16 protein-coding genes are annotated in these 17028 nt (G+C 70.3%); 5 read left to right on the plus strand and 11 right to left on the minus strand.

Going from position 1 to position 17028, the window contains the following annotated elements; all coding sequences use genetic code 11:
* Positions 1–19: 19 nt before the first annotated feature.
* Positions 20–2908 carry a UPF0182 family protein gene (locus ACIPK3_RS17410; protein ID WP_402570798.1) on the minus strand — a complete coding sequence of 963 codons (2889 nt, stop codon included), beginning with the start codon at positions 2906–2908 and terminating at the stop codon, positions 20–22.
* Positions 2909–3072: 164 nt separating this feature from the next.
* Here ACIPK3_RS17410 and ACIPK3_RS17415 point away from each other — a divergent pair, with 164 nt between their 5' ends.
* Complete coding sequence (locus ACIPK3_RS17415) at positions 3073–3615, plus strand: PPA1309 family protein (RefSeq protein WP_402570509.1); 543 nt, start codon at positions 3073–3075, stop codon at positions 3613–3615.
* A gap of 133 nt (positions 3616–3748) precedes the next feature.
* On the opposite strand, the gene ACIPK3_RS17420 is transcribed toward ACIPK3_RS17415, so the two are convergent.
* The 3 genes from ACIPK3_RS17420 to ACIPK3_RS17430 form a co-directional block, all read right to left on the minus strand.
* Entirely contained in the window at positions 3749–4846 is a 1098-nt protein-coding gene (locus tag ACIPK3_RS17420; RefSeq protein WP_402570510.1) for a PDZ domain-containing protein, read from the minus strand.
* A gap of 339 nt (positions 4847–5185) precedes the next feature.
* The gene (locus ACIPK3_RS17425) at positions 5186–5647 is read right to left on the minus strand and encodes a molybdenum cofactor biosynthesis protein MoaE (protein WP_402570512.1); all 462 of its coding nucleotides are present in this window, start codon (positions 5645–5647) and stop codon (positions 5186–5188) included.
* 133 nt (positions 5648–5780) lie between these two features.
* A complete protein-coding gene (locus ACIPK3_RS17430; protein WP_402570514.1) occupies positions 5781–6893 on the minus strand; it encodes an SDR family oxidoreductase in 1113 nt (370 codons plus the stop codon).
* Positions 6894–7086: 193 nt separating this feature from the next.
* Here ACIPK3_RS17430 and ACIPK3_RS17435 point away from each other — a divergent pair, with 193 nt between their 5' ends.
* Both ACIPK3_RS17435 and ACIPK3_RS17440 read left to right on the plus strand, forming a co-directional pair.
* Entirely contained in the window at positions 7087–8571 is a 1485-nt protein-coding gene (locus ACIPK3_RS17435; protein WP_402570515.1) for a zinc-dependent metalloprotease, read from the plus strand.
* Positions 8568–9083, plus strand: a complete 516-nt coding sequence (locus ACIPK3_RS17440; RefSeq protein WP_402570517.1) for an NUDIX hydrolase — start codon at positions 8568–8570, stop codon at positions 9081–9083. Before ACIPK3_RS17435 ends, ACIPK3_RS17440 begins: the two co-directional genes overlap by 4 nt.
* 62 nt (positions 9084–9145) lie before the next feature.
* Here ACIPK3_RS17440 and ACIPK3_RS17445 read toward each other — a convergent pair whose 3' ends face one another.
* The 4 genes from ACIPK3_RS17445 to ACIPK3_RS17460 all read right to left on the minus strand — a co-directional run bounded on the left by ACIPK3_RS17445 (position 9146) and on the right by ACIPK3_RS17460 (position 13028).
* Entirely contained in the window at positions 9146–9901 is a 756-nt protein-coding gene (locus tag ACIPK3_RS17445) for an AIM24 family protein (protein ID WP_402570519.1), read from the minus strand.
* A gap of 17 nt (positions 9902–9918) precedes the next feature.
* The gene (locus ACIPK3_RS17450; protein WP_402570521.1) at positions 9919–10599 is read right to left on the minus strand and encodes an AIM24 family protein; all 681 of its coding nucleotides are present in this window, start codon (positions 10597–10599) and stop codon (positions 9919–9921) included.
* Between the two features lie 11 nt (positions 10600–10610).
* Positions 10611–12293, minus strand: a complete 1683-nt coding sequence (locus ACIPK3_RS17455) for a TerD family protein (protein WP_402570523.1) — start codon at positions 12291–12293, stop codon at positions 10611–10613.
* Between the two features lie 135 nt (positions 12294–12428).
* Positions 12429–13028, minus strand: coding sequence for a M48 family metallopeptidase (locus tag ACIPK3_RS17460; protein ID WP_402570524.1), 600 nt, complete (start codon positions 13026–13028; stop codon positions 12429–12431).
* Between the two features lie 224 nt (positions 13029–13252).
* Between ACIPK3_RS17460 and ACIPK3_RS17465 the strand changes: the two genes are divergently transcribed.
* A complete protein-coding gene (locus ACIPK3_RS17465; RefSeq protein ID WP_402570525.1) occupies positions 13253–14467 on the plus strand; it encodes a TOMM precursor leader peptide-binding protein in 1215 nt (404 codons plus the stop codon).
* Positions 14460–15827: an ABC1 kinase family protein gene (locus tag ACIPK3_RS17470; RefSeq protein ID WP_402570527.1), complete on the plus strand. Its 1368-nt coding sequence runs from the start codon at positions 14460–14462 to the stop codon at positions 15825–15827. The genes ACIPK3_RS17465 and ACIPK3_RS17470 overlap by 8 nt, the downstream gene beginning before the upstream one ends.
* 18 nt (positions 15828–15845) lie before the next feature.
* Here ACIPK3_RS17470 and ACIPK3_RS17475 read toward each other — a convergent pair whose 3' ends face one another.
* The 3 genes from ACIPK3_RS17475 to ACIPK3_RS17485 form a co-directional block, all read right to left on the minus strand.
* The gene (locus tag ACIPK3_RS17475) at positions 15846–16055 is read right to left on the minus strand and encodes a hypothetical protein (protein WP_402570529.1); all 210 of its coding nucleotides are present in this window, start codon (positions 16053–16055) and stop codon (positions 15846–15848) included.
* A gap of 137 nt (positions 16056–16192) precedes the next feature.
* Complete coding sequence (locus tag ACIPK3_RS17480) at positions 16193–16519, minus strand: hypothetical protein (RefSeq protein ID WP_402570530.1); 327 nt, start codon at positions 16517–16519, stop codon at positions 16193–16195.
* Complete coding sequence (locus tag ACIPK3_RS17485) at positions 16516–16884, minus strand: WhiB family transcriptional regulator (protein ID WP_402570532.1); 369 nt, start codon at positions 16882–16884, stop codon at positions 16516–16518. The genes ACIPK3_RS17480 and ACIPK3_RS17485 overlap by 4 nt, the downstream gene beginning before the upstream one ends.
* Positions 16885–17028 lie beyond the last annotated feature (144 nt).

Raw genomic sequence — 17028 nt, forward strand, 5'->3', positions numbered from 1 at the left:
GGACGGTCTTGATCAGCCATTAACCGCCGGAGGCGGGCTTGCCTGCCTTGTCGCCCTCGGACTGGGCCTCCGCGGCCCGCTGCAGCGCGTCCTGAAGATCCTTCTGCGCCTGGCCGTACGCCTGCCAGTCACCCTTCTTCAGGGCGTCCTGTCCGGCGTCGAACGCCTTCTGGGCGTCGCCCAGTGCCTTCTGGACGGTGGCGTTGCCCGCCGCCGGTGGCTTGCCCGTGCCGGTGTCCGGTGGCGTCGGGGTCGAGGCCTGTGCCCCGAACACCTTGTTGAGCGCCTGGTCGAGGGTGTCCTCGAAGGCATAGCTGTTGCCGTAGCTCACCAGCACCTTGCGCAGCAGCGGGTACTTGAGGCCGCCGCCGCGTACGTAGACGGGTTCCACGTACAGCAGTCCGCCGTCGAGCGGTACCGCGAGCAGGTTGCCGTACTCCACGTCCGAGTGTCCCCGGCTGAGCAGGCTGATGACCGAGGCGATGTCCTGTTCGGAGTTGAACTGGCTCTGAACCTGCTTCGGCCCGTTGACCGTTGTGCTCGTCGGTAGCTTCAGGATTCTGATCTTGCCGTATTCGGGCGAGCCCGCCTCGGCGTCGATCGACATGAAGGCGCTGAGGTTGTCACGCCCGTTGGGTGTGAACGTGGTGGAGAGCGAGAACGCCTGCGAGGACTGGCCGGGCATCTTCATGCTCAGGTAGTACGGCGGCACCGCGTTGCCCGACTTGTTGGTCGGGTCGTCCGGCACCTGCCACACCTCGCTGCCGGTCAGGAACGTCTGCGCGTCCGTCACGTGGTAGCGGGTGAGCAGCTCGCGCTGCACCTTGAACAGGTCCTGCGGATAGCGCAGATGGGCCATCAGCTCGTTGGAGATGTCGGTCTTCGGCTGCACCGTGTCCGGGAACGCCTTCATCCAGGTCTTGAGCACCGGGTCCTTGGTGTCCCACTGGTAGAGCTTGACGTCGCCGGTGTACGCGTCGACCGTCGCCTTCACCGAGTTGCGGATGTAGTTGACCTGGTTCTGCTGGGCCACCACCGCGCGCGAGTTGTTGGTCGCGGTCAGCGAGTCGGCCGTCGTGTCGCCGAGGGTCGTGCGGGAGGCGTACGGGTAGCCGTTGGAGGTCGTGTACGCGTCGACGATCCACTGGATCCGGTGGTTGACGACCGCTGGATAGGCGTCGCCGTCGATGGTGAGCCAGGGGGCGACCGCCTCGACGCGCTCCTTGGGCGTGCGGTTGTACAGGATCCGCGAGCCCTCGCCGATAGCTCCGGAGTAGAGGATCTGCGGCTCGTTGAACGCCACGGCGTAGGCGGCCCGGTTGAGCGGGTTGGCGAGGTTGACCCCGCTCTTCGCCCGGTAGCTGGTGGTCTTCTCGCCGCTGTCGTCGGAGTAGTCGATCTCCTTCTGGGGACCGCCGACGATCGAGTACGTCGAGGTCTTCTCGCCGTAGTAGACCCGCTGCTCGTACGTCCCGAGGTCGCCGCGGGACGGCAGGTCGTACTCCGTGAAGACCGGGCGGCCCTCGGAGTCCGCCTCGGTTCCCTTGGCGGCGACCACGCCGTATCCGTGGGTGTACCGGAAGTGGTCGTTGATCCAGTTGTTCTTCGGGATGCCGGCCAGGTTGAGCTCACGCAGACCGACGACGGTGTCCTGCTCCTTGCCGTCCTTGGTGGCATACCGGTCGACGTCGAGGTTGGTCGGGAACCCGTAGTAGTTCCGCATCTGCTGGAGCTGCTGGAACGTGGGCGAGACGATGTTCGGGTCCATGATCCGGATGCTCGCCGTGGCGGCCGCGTCGTTGCGGAGCCTGGTCTTGTCCTCGGTGTTGCTCTTGCCCTCGTAATCGGTGACCTGGGCGTCGTCGATGCCGTATGCCTCGCGGGTCGCCGTCAGGTTCTTCTGGACGTACGGGGCTTCCTTGGCCTGCTCGTTGGGCTGGACCTGGAATTTCTGCACGATGGCCGGGTACAGGCCGCCGATGAGGATCGCGGAGAGCACCATCAGGCCGAAGCCGATGACCGGCAGCTGCCAGGTGCGCCGCCAGAGGGTGGCGAAGAACAGCAGCGCGCAGATGACGGCGATGCAGAACAGGATGGTCTTGGCGGGCAGATAGGCGTGCGCGTCGACGTACCTGAGGCCCGTCCAGTTGTCGGTCGCCTTGAAGTCACTGGACTTGACGGCGAGTCCGTACCGGTCGAGCCAGTAGGCGACCGCCTTCAGGGCGACGAAGACGCCGAGGAGCACCGAGAGGTGTCCGGTCGCCGCGGCCGTGGCGCGCGCGCCCGGGCTGGTCACGCGCAGCCCGCCGTACAGGTAGTGGGTGAGCGCGGCGGCGATCAGCGACAGGATGACGGTGGCGAAGCCGAAGCCCAGCAGGAAGCGGTACCAGGGCAGGTCGAAGGCGTAGAACGAGACGTCGAGGTGGAACTGCGGGTCCTTCTGGTGGAAGGGCACGCCGTTGACCCACATCAGCCAGGTACGCCACTGCCCGGCCGCGGAGGCTCCCGCGATCAGGCCCACCAGCGCGGTGACGCCGAGCAGCAGCCACGTCTTGTACGGTGCGATGCCCAGCCGGTAGCGGTCGAGACTCTGCTGCTCCATGGACATGGCGCTCAGCGGCGGCCGCAGCCGGTGCGCGAGCCAGATGTTGAAGCCGACCGCGCCCGCCATCAGCAGACCGAAGACGAAGAAAAGCCCGATCTTCGTCCACAGCATGGTGGTGAACACGGACGAGTAGTGCACCGAGCGGTACCACAGCCAGTCCGTCCAGAAGCCCGCGAACATGGTGAACGCCATGCCGAGGACGGCCAGGACGCCCAGTGTCATGAGCAGGGTCCGGGCCCGCCGGGACGGTCGGCCCACTCTGATCCGCCGCGGCCCCGTCGGGCCCCCGCCGCGGTCCGGCATCTGGAAAGCCAAGGTGCGCACCTCGAATATCGCTGTTGATCCGTCAGGCCCTCGTGTTCGTGGACCCACCATGGCCCGCCGTGATCGCGGGCCCACACCTATGCAACTTACTCACGGTTTACTCGGTTCCCGATTCCGGGTGGGAACGAGGCAGGATTGTGACCATGTCCAACACTCCCATGGCAGCGAACCCGCTCACCCGGGCCGTACTCGAAATCGACGAGTACGCCTCCGGCCTCGGCTGGGACCAGCCCGCTCGCCTCTTCGCCCTCGTAGACACCACGCAGCTGCGGACCCAGGAACCCGCCCTCGCGGCCCAGCTCGGCCTGGAGGACGAGTCCGTGACCACCGGTCTCACCCCGATCGAGCAGGATGAGGTTCCAACGTCCAAGGCGCTCGACGAGTTCCTCGGCACGATCGCCTGGCCCGATGCCGTGACTGGCTGTGCGCTGACGGTCGAGCGTCTGATGCTTCCCCCGTCCGCGGAGGCGCAGGTCCCGCAGGGCCTGAGCGAGGCAAAGCTGGCCAAGTGGGTGGCGAGCCACCCCGAGCGCCAGGAGGTCCGTATGACGGTCGCCGTGCTGCGCGACGGCACCCGTGAGGCGGCGGTGCGGCTGCGCGAGAAGGACACGCCCACCGAGGTCCTCACCGGCCCGGACCTGGTGCCGGGTCTGGCGGACGCGCTGTCGGCGACCTTCGCGGACTGAGAACTCCGGTCGGTTCTCCGTTCCCTGGACGGTACGAGGCCGGGGGCGCCCCCGAACAAGGGGCGCCCCCGGCCTCGTACCGTCACACCGGATTCTCGCGAGGGTCAGCCCTGGTCAGCCCTTGCCCGTGCACTCAGCCCTTGTCGGTGCACTTCGGGAGGGCGGCGGTGTCGCCGTCGCGGATGTCCTGGAGGGCGCCGAGGGCGTCGTCCATGGTCTTCACCTTGACGAGGGTGAGGCCGCCCGGGGTGTCCTTCGCGGCCTCCGCGCAGTTCTCGGCGGGCGTGAGGAAGTACTGGGCGCCCTTGTCGCGTGCGCCGACGGTCTTCATCGCGATACCGCCGATCGGTCCGACCGTGCCCTCGTCGTCGATGGTGCCGGTGCCCGCGACGAACTTGCCGCCGGTGAGGTTGCCCGGGGTGAGCTTGTCGTAGATGCCGAGCGCGAACATCAGGCCGGCGCTCGGGCCGCCGACATCGGCGAGCTTGATGTCGATGGTGAACGGGAAGGTGTGGTCCGTACCGGCGGAGATCCCGACGATCGCCCGCTTGGCGCCGGTGTCGTGGGACGGCGCCGTGGTGATCGCGACCTTCTCGGTGGCGGTCGCCGCGCGGTGGGCCTTCTCGGCGGCGGCCTGCTCCTTGGCCGGGACGACGGTGAAGACGACGTTCTCGCCGGGCTTGTGCCGGGTCACCAGCTTGGCCACGTCGGACGGCTGCTTGACCACCGTGCCGTCCACGGCGTTGATCACGTCCCCGGCGTGCAGCCTGCCCTCGGCCGGTGAGTCCTTGACGACCGTCGAGACGATCACCCAGGACTTGACCGGGATGCCGAGCTCCTTGAGCGCCACGACCTTGGCGCTCTCCTGGGACTGGCTGAACTCCTCGGCGTTCTCCTGGGTGGACTGCTCCTCGGTCTGACCGTCCGGGTACAGCGTGTCGTGCGGCACGACCTTGCTGTCGTGTGCCAGCCATCCGTAGACGGCCTCGATCAGGTTCATCTTGTAGTTGGCACCGGTGACCCGGACGGTGGTCATGTTGAGGTTTCCGGAGCTCGGGTAGGTCTGGTGTCCGGAAATCTGCAGCACCGGCTCGCCCCCGTGCTCGCCGAGGGTGTTCACGGTCGGGCCCGGGGACATCTCCGAGTACGGCGTGGGGATGAGCAGCCCCGCGCACAGGAGCACGATCAGCATCAGGGTGGAGGCGAGCATCGTCGCAGTGCGGCGTGGCATGCCTCGACAGTACGGGACGTGTCTGTCAGCACACCGTCAGGGCACCCCGTGCGGGATCTCAGGTGCTGGAGTGGGACCGCTCCATGGCCTCCCGGAACCGGGCGTACCCGTCGAGTTCCGGGCCGTCGCTGCGGGTCCGACGAGTCCGATTTGCCCAACTTCCCCACAGGCCGGCGCCTATCGCCGCAACAAGCGGAATAAGCAACCAGGCGAGCGCCGCCATGCCGTGCCTCCCGACCCCTCAAAGCGTCCGCGACTGACTGATCAGCAGATTAACCATTCGCACTGACAACGCTCATGCCCGGGGTTCGGTTACGCAACCGGAGTCACTGGGACGGGTCAACAGGCGCCGACCCACTCCTCGGTGCCGTCGGAGAACCGCTGGTGCTTCCAGATGGGCACCTCGTGCTTGAGATCGTCGATCAGCCGTCGGCAGGCGTCGAAGGCGTCGCCCCGGTGCGGACAGGCGACCGCGACGACGACGGCGATGTCACCGACCCCGAGCTCCCCCACCCGGTGCACGGCGGCCAGGGCCCGGACCGGATGGTCCGCGACCACCTTCTCGGCGATCCGCCGCATCTCGGCCTCGGCGCTCGGGTGGCACGAGTACCCGAGACCGTCCACGTCGGCCCCGCCGTCGTGGTTGCGCACGGTTCCCACGAAGAGCGCGATCCCACCCGCCGCGTCGTCCCCGACGGCCCGGAACACCTCGTCCACGGAGAGCGCCGCCTCGCGGACGGCGATCAGCTTGATGGGGTCCTGTGCCGCGTGCTCGCCCGGGTGATCGTTCGTGGCTGCCATGTCTCCATCGTGCCGCACGCCACCGCCATCACGGAATGCGACGTTCATCAGGTAACCCCGGGCACGCGCGCGGGACGCTTCGGAGTGTCCTACAACACCTGGACAACACCCCGCTCCGGGCCGGCCCCCGGTCTCACAGACGCCGCCGCGCCTTCCGGGCCCGCCGTACGACGGCCGCCGCGCCCAGCAGCGCGACCGTCGCGCCCGCCGCGCCCGCCGCGGTCGCGTCCTTGCGGCCCAGCCGCCGCCCGGCGACCGTGTGCCTCCCGGAGACCTCCTCGAGGAGCTCCGCGAGCACCTCCTCGTTGGTCCACCCCGGACGCCACCCGGCGTCGTGCAGCCGGCTGCCGCTGACCACCCACGGATACATCGTGTAGGCCAGGTCCCCGGCCGGGGACGGAGTCAGCCCGATCCGGTGCAGCCTGGCCGCCGCACCCAGCGCGACCGCCGAGGGCAGCTCCATCCGCCGGATGCCGCTGAGCTCCTCGACCTCCTCCTGCTCCAGCCAACCGTCGCACCCGACGGCCAGCTCACCGTCGACCTTCTCCACGACCGCGTACTCCAGCGCGCTGCACAGGTCCTCGACGTGACAGAACTGCCAGGCGGGCCGGGAACCGGCGACCACGAGCAGCCGGGGCGACTCGAAGTAGCGGGTCAGCGCGGTGTCGGTGCCTCCGACCAGCACGGCGGGCCGCACCACGGTGACATTGAGCCCGGGGTGCGCGCGGGGCGCACGCCGCGCGAGCCGCTCGATCTCCAGCAGGTCGCCCACGCCGGTGGCCTCTGCGGTCGCCCGCAGCTCCGCGTCCTCCGACAGCGGCAGCTCGTTGTCCGGCAGCGCCCCGTAGACCATGGCCGACGTGCACAGCACGACCCGGTGCACCCCGGCGGCGGCCGCTGCCGTCAGCACGGTCTGCGTGCCGCGCACGTTGTACGCCGTACGGGCGGCTGCGTCACTCCCGAGGTCGAGGTCGAGAGCCAGATGCACCACCACGTCCGCGCCCCGCAGCTTGTCCGCGATGGCCGGGTCCCGCACGTCGAGGATGTGCCACTGCGCCGCCGCGCACTCTCCGCGCCGCTCGTCGATGGCGACGACCTGCTTGATCGCCTCGGACGCGGCGAGCCGCTCGGTGAGCAGCGCGCCGACCCCGGTGGCGGCGCCGGTGACCGCGACGACGGGCCCGCGCACCGCGGCGGGCGTTGAATGGTTTCGCGCTCCGCGAACCTGCGGATCTGGGGAACTCACCGGGCGTCTCCAGCGGTTGTCTTCAGTACGGGCGCGAGTGACGCGTACGTACCAGTTGGCATCCATCCTGCCGCAGGCCAAGAGTCGGCGAAGCACCGAGCCCCGATCGCGCCGCAGGTGTCTACGCTGGGTGGTGTTGTCGGGCAGCCGCGCCGCCGGAGAGAACCGGTGGCCTTACCAGCCGAGGAATCCCGTGAGTGACACCCCATTCGGATTCGGCCTTCCGCCGGAGGAGCCGGAAGACGGCGACGAGGGCAAGGAGAAGGACCAGCAGAGCGGTGGTGGGCAGGGACCGGCCAACCCGTTCGGTTTCGCGTTCCCCGGGGCCGGTGGCTTCGGCGGCCAGGGCGCGGACAATCCGCTCGCCGCCATGTTCGGTTCGCTGAACCCCACCGACCTCGGCGCCGCGTTCCAGCAGCTCGGCCAGATGCTCTCCTACGAGGGCGGCCCGGTGAACTGGGACATGGCCAAGCAGATCGCGCGCCAGACGGTGTCCCAGGGCACTCAGGACGGCGTCAAGGACGCGAGCGTCGGCCCCTCCGAGCGCTCCGCCGTCGAGGAGGCCGTGCGGCTCGCGGACCTGTGGCTCGACGACGCGACGTCCCTGCCGTCCGGTGCGGGCTCCGCGGTGGCCTGGTCCCGCGCGGAGTGGGTCGAGGCGACGCTGCCCGCCTGGAAGGAGCTCGTCGACCCGGTCGCCGAGCGGGTCGGCGCGGCCATGGGCGACGTCCTGCCGGAGGAGATGCAGGCCATGGCGGGCCCGCTGATCGGCATGATGCGCTCGATGGGTGGCGCCATGTTCGGCACACAGATCGGGCAGGCCGTGGGCGTGCTCGCGGGCGAGGTCGTCGGCTCGACCGACATCGGCCTCCCGCTCGGCCCGGCCGGTCGGGCCGCGCTGCTGCCGGTGAACATGGAGGCGTTCGGCAAGGACCTGGGCGTCCCGCAGGACGAGGTGCGGCTCTACCTGGCCCTGCGCGAGGCCGCCCACCAGCGGCTCTTCGCACACGTGCCGTGGCTGCGCGCGCACCTGTTCGGCGCGGTCGAGGGGTATGCGCGCGGGATCAAGGTGGACACGGCCAAGCTGGAGGACGTGGTCGGCCAGTTCGACCCGCAGAACCCCGAGCAGTTGCAGGACGCGCTCCAGCAGGGCATGTTCCAGCCGGAGGACACGCCGGCGCAGAAGGCCGCCCTGGCCCGTCTGGAGACGGCCCTGGCGCTCGTGGAGGGCTGGGTGGACGCGGTGGTGCACGCCGCCGCGAAGCCGCGTCTGTCGTCCGCCGACGCCCTGCGCGAGACGCTGCGCCGTCGCCGCGCCACGGGGGGTCCCGCGGAGCAGACCTTCGCCACGCTGATCGGCCTGGAGCTGCGGCCGCGCCGGCTGCGGGACGCCTCGCGGCTGTGGGCCTCGCTCACCGACGCGCGCGGTGTCGACGGCCGGGACGCCCTGTGGGCTCACCCGGACATGCTGCCGACCGCCACCGACCTGGACGACCCGGACGGTTTCGTGCACCGGGAGCACCTGGACTTCTCCGAGCTGGACAAGATGCTCGGCGAGGCGGCGGGCGGCTCCGGCGGGAAGCCGGACCTGGAGAAGAACGACTCCGGGAAGGCCGAGGACAGCGGCAAGGGCGGAGCCAAGAGCAAGGACGAGGACGAGGACGAGGACTCCGAGTGACGCTGCACGGCGACGCGGTCCAGGTCCTGAAGGAGTACGAGGACCAGCACGATCTCCGTCAGGTCTACCTGAACCATCTGGACGGGCATCCCGACGGGATGTGGAAGGCGTGCGGGGACGGGCACATCACGGCGAGCGCCCTGGTGATCGACCCCGAGGGCGAGCGTGTCCTGCTCACGCTGCACAAGAAGTTGCGTATGTGGCTCCAGATGGGCGGCCACTGCGAGCCGAGCGACCGCACACTCGCGGCTGCAGCGCTCCGCGAGGCCACGGAGGAGTCCGGCATCTCCTCGCTGCGGCTGTTGGGGAGTGTCCCGGTCCGCCTGGACCGGCACCACACCCCGTGCGCCTGGCACCTGGACGTGCAGTACGCCGCCGTCGCCCCGCGCGGAGCCGTGGAGGCGATCAGCGACGAGTCGCTCGACCTGTGCTGGTTCGCCTATGCCGAGGTGGCGGATGTGGCGGACAACTCCGTCGTCCGACTGCTGGAGGCGACCCGCGCCAGGCTCTGAGGGGTGACGGGTGACCTGAGGGGTGACGGGTGACCGTCCTCGCGGTCACCCGTCACCCGGACTCAGCTCCAGACGTTCCCCTGGTTCTGTGCCCGTGCCCCGTGCTGGCCCATGCCGAACTGCGCGGCAAGGCCCTGTCCGATCGCCGCGTTCTGCGGCGGCAGCAGCTCGCTCGGCTGCACCAGTGCGAAGCCGCTGCCCATGAAGCTCAGCTCCCAGCCCTCACCGGTGTTGCCGCGGCGCCGCCACACCCCGGAGGAGTGCGTCTGGGCCTGCATCTGCACCCGCAGCCCGGTGGACCAGGCGACGATGGCGTCCGCGTCGCAGTTCACGTACTTGTCCGGTGTGACCTGCATCATCAGCGGCGCGCCCGAGGTCATCAGGGCGACCTTGCCGCGTCCGGTGATGTTGAGCTGGTACTTGCCCGACCCCGTGATGCCGTACAGGCTGTCGACGGCGATCACGTCGTGGTGCAGCGAGGAGTCCATGGCCAGGACGTAGCTGCTGTCGACGGTCAGCCCGTCCTGCTCCACGTCCACCACGTGGATGTGCTGGGCGAGGTTGGCGAGGTAGACCGTGCCCTGCCCGTGGCAGCGCATCAGGTTGAGTCCCTCACCGGTGTAGGCACGCGCGCGGGCCTGCTGGTTGTTCTGGTACTCGGCGTCGAACTCGACCAGGCCCTGGTAGGCGACCATGGTGCCCTTGCGGGCGAGGATGTCGTCGTGCCCCTCCATGACGACGCGCAGCATCTGCTTGTTCTGGAGGCTGTAGCGGTCCTGGGACTGCGAGTCGTTGAACGCGAAAAGCGGGCTCTGCATGGTTCTCTCGTTCCCCCTCAGCCCCGGATCCGGAGGCGGTCGGTGCTGTCCTCGCTGGGCTGTACGACGACGATGCCCTGGCCGGAGAAGGCCATCTGGTAGGCCTCCCCACTGCCCCTGCCGATCAGCGACTGCGCCTTGAAGCTGCGCTTGCCCTTCACCTTGAGGTTCGGGGACCAGGCGACCAGCGCGTCCGGGTCGACGTACGTCTCGTCCTCACCGCCGCCGCAGTCGACGACGATCGGCTTGCCTCGGGAGGTGAGGGCCACCCAGCCCTGCCCGGAGATCCTGGTGTTCCACAGGCCCTGGCCGGCGAACTTCGCCAGTCCCTTGACACGCTCCACACCCCAGGTGAGGTGCGCGTCGAAGGCCAGCAGGTTGGTGGCGTTGACGGAGATGCCGTCGCCGTTGAGGTTGATCACGACGACGTTCGCCCCGTAGTCCGCGAGGTAGAGCAGTCCGTCGCCGGAGCACTTCATCAGCGGGGCGCCCTCGCCGGTGATCCAGTCGCGGGCGATCTGCCGGACGGCCGGCGGGTTGGGTTCGTACTGGACGAAGCCCTCGTAGGCGACCATCGACCCCACGCGCGCGAGGAGGTCGTTGCCGGTCTGCATGGCGACCTTCAGCATGTGCTCGCCGTGGTTTTCCATACGGGCGGTGACGGGTGCGGGGGCGTAGCCCGCGAGTGGCTGGTTCATGACGGGCTCCCTCAGACCTCGTACGGCTGGACGACGATGAAGTTGCCGGGTGCTCCCCGGAACTGGAGGTTGACGCTCTCCCCGGTGTCGCCCGGGTAGGCGTTGCGGCGCATCCGGACCTGGCTGGAGACGATCACCTGGGAGGCGGCCGACCAGGCGACCACGGCGTTGCAGTCGGCGAAGGTCGTCGGTGTCACGGGCAGTACGACGGGCGTGCCGTGCGTCTTGACGACGATCGTGCCGGTGCCCTGGAACTGCATCGTGAACAGGGCGCCGCCGGGGATGCCGTGACCCTCGATGCGGCGGACCTCGTGCTGGAGGCTCTCGTCGAAGGCGAGGACGTTCTCGGCGGAGACACAGATCGCGTCGCCCTGGAGTTCGACGGGGTGCAAGTGGGTGGAGTTCTCGGCGAGGAACACCTGGCCCTGGCCGGTGCAGCGCATGAGCTGCATCTCCTGGCCGGTCGCGTTGCCGACGACCCGGCCGGCGAAGCCTGCGCCCTTGTAGCTGAAGTCGACCTTGCCCTGGTAGAGCACCATGCTGCCCTGGCGGGCGAGGACGGGCTGGCCACCGATGCCGAGGTCGACGCGGATCAGCTTCTTGTTCTGCTGGGTCCAGCGCTGGCCGGTGGGCGTCTCCTTGAACTGCTGGAGCGCTGCGGTCACCCCGGCGCCGCCCTGGGGGGCGCCCTGCGGCACGCCGTAGGAGGCGGTCGGCTGGCCGGGGACCTGGCCGAACGGCGGCTGCTGGCCGTAGCCCGGCGGCTGGGGCGGCTGGCCGTAACCGGGAGGCGGAGTGGGCTGGCCGTAGCCGGGGGCGTGCGGGGCCGGGGGCTGTGCGTAACCCGGTGGCATGGGTGCGCTCGGGGGCTGCTGGCCGTATCCCGGATGGGGCTGGCCGTAGGGCGCCGGAGCCGGGGCCGGAGGGGGCACCGTGCCGCCGGGCGGCGGGGCCAGCGGGGCGATGACGGTCGGCGCGGCGTGCACGTCGGGCGCGGGGGGCGGCGTGAAGCCCTGTGGGGCAGGAGCGGGAGCTGGAGCCGGGGCGGGCACGGCGGCCGGGGCGGGTACGGGAGCCGGGGCGGCCAGGGCGCCGAACGCGGGCGGGGCGAAGCTCGGGCTCGCTCCGGTCTGCGGCTGCTGCGGAGCGGCCGGTGCCTGCTCCTCCTCCATCACCTCGCCGCCGAAGTTCCTCAGCAGCGCTTCCAGGCCGCCGTCGAAGCCCTGGCCGACCGCGGCGAACCGCCATACGTCCTTCAGGTAGAGGTCGGCGAGCATCACGGCGCGCTCGGTGGAGAACTCCGAGCCGCTGAAGGAGTACCGGGCCACCTCCTCGCCACCGGCCACGATCCGGATGTACCCGGGGTTGATCTGGGACATCTGCCCGGCGCCGTCGACGGTCGCCGTGAACGACAGCTTCTGGATCCGCGACGGGATCCTGTCCAGCGTGATCCGGAACGACTCCGTGTCGCCCGCCTGGGCGCCCAGCAGCTGAATGGCCTCCTCGGGAGACTTCGGCTGGTTGAAGAAGACGAAGTACGCGTCGTCCGAGAGGCGTTCGTCGGCGTCGAGGCCGAAGCAACTGATGTCGAAGGTCAGTCCGGGGGCGGAAATCTGCACGCCTACGTACAGATCCGTGCCCGCCGTGAGGTCACTGATCCTGGCCTTGTGGCCGCGTTGGAATTCCCTGGCCATGCGTTACGACCGTCCCCATCCCGAATGTGAGTGCGTCGCGCCAGGCTAACGGCAAACCCGGACACCGGACGCGGCCGGTACAGACCCGGTACACAACCGTCTCCGGCGGCGCCCGGAATCCGGCCCGCGGACGGGTCACTCGTCGCGCACACCGCCGGGCGCATGGGGCAGACGTCCCGCGGCCGCCACGCCTTCGAGGTAGCCACGGGCCCGCTCGGTGCGCGGATAGGCCTCCAGCAGCCGCCAGAACCGCGGTCCGTGCCCCGGCACGAGCAGATGGGCGAGTTCGTGGCAGAGCACGTAGTCGATCACGTACTCGGGCATGCCCTGCAACCGGTGCGACAGCCGGATGCTGCCCTCGGCCGGGGTGCACGAACCCCAGCGCGTGTTCTGGTTGGTGACCCAGCGCACGGAGACCGGCCGCGCCCGGCCGCCGAAGTGCTGGTCCGACAGCCGTTGGGCACGTTCGGCGAGCTCGGTGTCGCCGGGCACCCGCTTGCTCTCCTGGGCGGCCAGCTTGTCGAGCATGACGGTCACCCAGCGTTGTTCCTCCGCCTCGGACATCCGGGCGGGGATGAGCACGACAGTGCGATCGCCCTCGCGGTACGCGGAGACGGTCCGGCGTCGCCGGGCGCTCCTGCGGACCTCGATCGCGCTGGCCCCCGAGCCACTCGGCGGCTGGCTCGTCGTGCTGCGCTGTGGCTTTCCGGCGCGGTGCAGTGGGTCGGCGGGCACGCCCCGACGTTACCCGTTGCACACGGGAGAAGTCCCGGGTCCGGGACGGTTCGCTGCCGATCCCCCACCATGCGTCTGATTCGTACGAAGAATCCACCCCGCCTGTGGACAACTTCCGGCACCGGCCCGCGGCACCGGGCATGCTGGCAGTCGTCGGCGGAACGCGACCGCTTCCCCGACGAACAGGGGTGTTCCGGACTATTCCGAGGCTACGGGGGCCTGTCATGCATCCGATGGTGAAACCCGCGCTCAGGCGCGGCTGGCGCGACCTCAACACGGTGCAGTTCGGGATGACCCCGGCGCACGCGATGACTCTCGGTCCGATGGACACGGCGACGGTCAGCTTCCTGGACCTGCTCAACGGCACCCGCGGGCTGCCGCTGCTGCGCGACGAGGGAGCCCGCATGGACCTGCCCGGCGGGCGTGTCGACGCGTTGGTGGAGAGGTTGTCGCGGGCGGGCCTGCTCGACGATGCGCTGGGCGGCGGACAGGCGGCCGACGCCCTGCGGAAGAAGAAGGACGTGTTCGACCGGCTGCGTCCCGATCTCGCGTCACTGTCCCTGCTCACCTCCGATCCGGGCGGAGCGATCGGCCGGCTGACGGCCCGCCGGAGTCTGCGTGTCCAGGTGCGCGGGGCCGGACGGGTCGGTGTGACACTGGCCGCGCTGCTGTCGGGCGCGGGCGTGGGTGAGGTCGACGTCCGCGACATCGGCCAAGTCGAGCCGTGGGACGTCGCACCGGGCGGGCTGGACGCGGAGTCGGTCGGCAGAGCGAGGACCGAGGCCGCGCGCCAGGCGGTGCGCCGGGCCGCGCCCGACCGCCCGCCGCGCCGAGGCCACCGCACGAGGACAGAGACCGCGGAACCCGGCCTCTCGCTGGTGATCCTCGCCCCTCGGGACGACGTCGCCGTCCACGCGCCCGATCCCTTCTCGGCCGAGCCGCTCATGACCACCGGAACACCCCATCTCCACGCGGGTGTCGTGGAGGGAACCGGCGTGGTCGGTCCCCTCGTTCTGCCGGGCGGCACCGGCTGCGCCGGCTGCCTGCACCAGGACCGCACGGATCAGGACCCGACCTGGCCCCGTCTGGTCGCGCAGTGGCGCTCCGGCCGGGCCCGGCAAGTGGCCGCGTGCGACCTGACGCTGGCGACGGCCGTCGCCGGGCTGGCCGCCGCCCACACGCTCGCCTTCCTGGACGGCGAGTCGCCGTCGAGCGCGGGCGTCCGCTGGGAGACCTCCCTGCCGGGCCTGCACTGGCAGGCACGGCCGGTGCGGCCGCATCCGGCATGTCCCTGCGGAGCGGCGGAGAGAGGTGAGGGAGAACACCCCTCAACGAACGCGGGGACACACGAGACAATGGCAGGGCAACGGCCGTTGACGGATCGAGCACGCAGGGCAGACGCGGCACGGCCGGCTGGGACTTGGAGGGCGCATGTCTGATCTTCCCCGGAAGGCGGTCACCCGGACCGCCAAGCTCGCCGCGCTCCCGCTCGGCTTCGCAGGCCGGGCGACCTGGGGCCTGGGCAAGCGGATCGTGGGCGAGTCCGCGGAGATCGTCGGCCGCGAGTTGCAACAGCGCACCGCGGAACAGCTGTTCAAGGTCCTCGGCGAGCTGAAGGGCGGTGCGATGAAGTTCGGGCAGGCTCTGTCCGTCTTCGAGTCGGCGCTGCCCGAGGAGGTCGCGGGTCCCTACCGCGCGGCTCTCACCAAACTCCAGGACGCGGCCCCGCCGATGCCCACCCGCACCGTGCACGCGGTGCTCGTGGAGCGGCTGGGGGCGAACTGGCGGGACCTGTTCGAGGAGTTCGACGACAAGCCGGCCGCGGCCGCCTCGATCGGGCAGGTGCACCGGGCCGTGTGGCACGACGGCCGTGATGTGGCGGTGAAGGTGCAGTATCCCGGGGCAGGTGAGGCGCTTCTGTCCGACCTGACCCAACTGAGCCGCTTCGCCCGCCTGCTGGGTCCGCTCATTCCCGGCATGGACATCAAACCGCTGATCACCGAGCTGCGGGACCGGGTCTCCGAGGAACTGGACTACGGCCTGGAGGCCCAGGCCCAGCGGGCGCACGCCGAGGAGTTCGCCGACGACCCCGATGTGGTGGTCCCCGGGGTGGTCCACCAGTGCGACCAGGTTCTGGTCACCGAGTGGATCGACGGGATCCCCCTCTCGGAGATCATCGCGGACGGCACGACCCAGCAGCGCGACCGGGCGGGCCAGCTCCTCGCCCGGTTCCTGTTCTCGGGTCCGGCCCGTACCGGCCTGCTGCACGCCGACCCGCACCCGGGCAACTTCCGGCTGCTCCCGGGCGACCCGGACCGCCCTGACGACTGGCGACTCGGTGTACTGGACTTCGGTACCGTCGACCGTCTCCCCGGTGGTCTGCCGACGCCGATCGGCGACTCCCTGCGGATGGCTCTGGAGGGCGAGGCCGGGGCGGTCTACGAGTTGCTGTGCGCCGAGGGCTTCGTCAAGGAGTCGATAGACCTCGCCCCTCAGGCGGTCCTCGACTACCTGCTGCCGATCATCGAACCGGCGCTGGTGGAGGAGTTCACGTTCACGCGCGCCTGGATGCGCGGCCAGGCCGCCCGCGTGGCCGACCCCCGCTCCCCCGCCTACCAGCTGGGCAAGCGGCTCAACCTGCCGCCCGCCTATCTCCTGATCCACCGGGTGACCCTGAGCACCATCGGCGTCCTGTGCCAGCTGGGCGCGACGGTACGGCTTCGTGCGGAGTTGGAGGACTGGCTGCCTGGGCTCGTCCCCGAGGAGGACCTGGACGAGGCGGAACCGGCGGAGGCCTGAGGTCCCGGACGAGGGGCCTCACCACCAGGCCGAGTCCAGCCGCCCCTCGATGGCCCTGAGGTTCTCCCGGGCGCAGGTGTCGCAGAAGTAGCGACGAGCGCCGTTCTCGACCGAGCAGGTCCAGGTGGGCCGAGGCGCCTCGGCCCGGGTGCCGCAGCGGGCACACACGACGGCGTGGGACTCCGTGGGGAGGCCCTCGTGGTCACTGTCTCCGGGAAGACTCGTCACCCGGCGACCATAACGCCGCGAGCGGCCGACCGGCGGGTACAACGCACCGCGGGGGCCGGTCCGTTCGCTCGGACCGGCCCCCGCGGGGAGCTGTTGCCTCCCGAGACCGGGAGGCCACCGCTTTCAGATGTGCTGGATCACTGCATGACGGCCATGGCGAGCGCGCGCCGGGCGCGCAGCGAGGCGCGCTCGGCCCGGCGCTGCATCCGGCGAGCGGTCGCCAGGCTCACGGCCCGGCGCTGTCGCTCCGCCTCGTGCAGTCGGTCGTGCATATGCGCACGAGCCAGGGCTTCTGGGATGAGTTGCATTTCTCGGGTCCTGTTCTGGCACGAAACGGTCGTGCCGCTGGTGGTGCTGAAGTCTGTGATCGCGGAGCCAACGGGCTCGCTGGTGGACGGCTTCATCGGGGCCTGCTTCTTGGGGTCGAGCGTGAGGGGGCGGTCGATCGTTCCTGCGGTGTTCATGCCGCAACCGGGTTCTTGCGCGGGCGGCCACGCGGCCGCTTCCGGGCGACAACGACGCCCTGGACGAACAGCTCGCCACCCCAGACGCCCCAGGGCTCACGCCGCTCCTTGGCCCCGGCGAGGCAGGCCTCGATCAGCGGGCAGGTGCGGCAGAGGGCCTTGGCGTACTCGACATCGGCCGGCGACTCGGCGAAGAAGACCTCCGGGTCGTTGGAGCGGCAGGGGACGGGTACGCCGAGGTTCTCGATGGCGTCGTCGAGCGCGGTGAGCGCAGTGAGCGGGGTCAAGGGAGAGTCCTCCGTGAGGCCGGGCGGGGGGATCGTTTCGGAAGGCGGTACGGACGGGGCGTGCGCTTCGAGTTGCACGGTTCGTCTTCCTCGTCTGGTCGTTCCGGTCGGGTGGACCGGGTGGCGGCTGGTACCGGGTTCTTGTCTTGTCCCGAGGCCCCTTCGCTCCGTCGTCCCCGTTCGGGGCAAACAGAAGGGCCGCGGATCCCGGGTGGGGTTCCG

This window comes from Streptomyces sp. NPDC086787 (assembly GCF_044745865.1).
Classification (GTDB): domain Bacteria; phylum Actinomycetota; class Actinomycetes; order Streptomycetales; family Streptomycetaceae; genus Streptomyces.

What these genes read in the sequence shown, in the direction of transcription:
- ACIPK3_RS17415 (WP_402570509.1), top strand. Translation starts at nt 3,073, where the DNA reads ATGTCCAACACTCCCATGGCAGCGAACCCGCTCACCCGGGCCGTACTC.
- ACIPK3_RS17445 (WP_402570519.1), bottom strand. Translation starts at nt 9,901, where the DNA reads ATGCAGAGCCCGCTTTTCGCGTTCAACGACTCGCAGTCCCAGGACCGC.
- ACIPK3_RS17480 (WP_402570530.1), bottom strand. Translation starts at nt 16,519, where the DNA reads ATGAACACCGCAGGAACGATCGACCGCCCCCTCACGCTCGACCCCAAG.
- ACIPK3_RS17470 (WP_402570527.1), top strand. Translation starts at nt 14,460, where the DNA reads ATGTCTGATCTTCCCCGGAAGGCGGTCACCCGGACCGCCAAGCTCGCC.
- ACIPK3_RS17450 (WP_402570521.1), bottom strand. Translation starts at nt 10,599, where the DNA reads ATGAACCAGCCACTCGCGGGCTACGCCCCCGCACCCGTCACCGCCCGT.
- ACIPK3_RS17420 (WP_402570510.1), bottom strand. Translation starts at nt 4,846, where the DNA reads ATGCCACGCCGCACTGCGACGATGCTCGCCTCCACCCTGATGCTGATC.
- ACIPK3_RS17425 (WP_402570512.1), bottom strand. Translation starts at nt 5,647, where the DNA reads ATGGCAGCCACGAACGATCACCCGGGCGAGCACGCGGCACAGGACCCC.
- ACIPK3_RS17465 (WP_402570525.1), top strand. Translation starts at nt 13,253, where the DNA reads ATGCATCCGATGGTGAAACCCGCGCTCAGGCGCGGCTGGCGCGACCTC.
- ACIPK3_RS17455 (WP_402570523.1), bottom strand. Translation starts at nt 12,293, where the DNA reads ATGGCCAGGGAATTCCAACGCGGCCACAAGGCCAGGATCAGTGACCTC.
- ACIPK3_RS17410 (WP_402570798.1), bottom strand. Translation starts at nt 2,908, where the DNA reads ATGCCGGACCGCGGCGGGGGCCCGACGGGGCCGCGGCGGATCAGAGTG.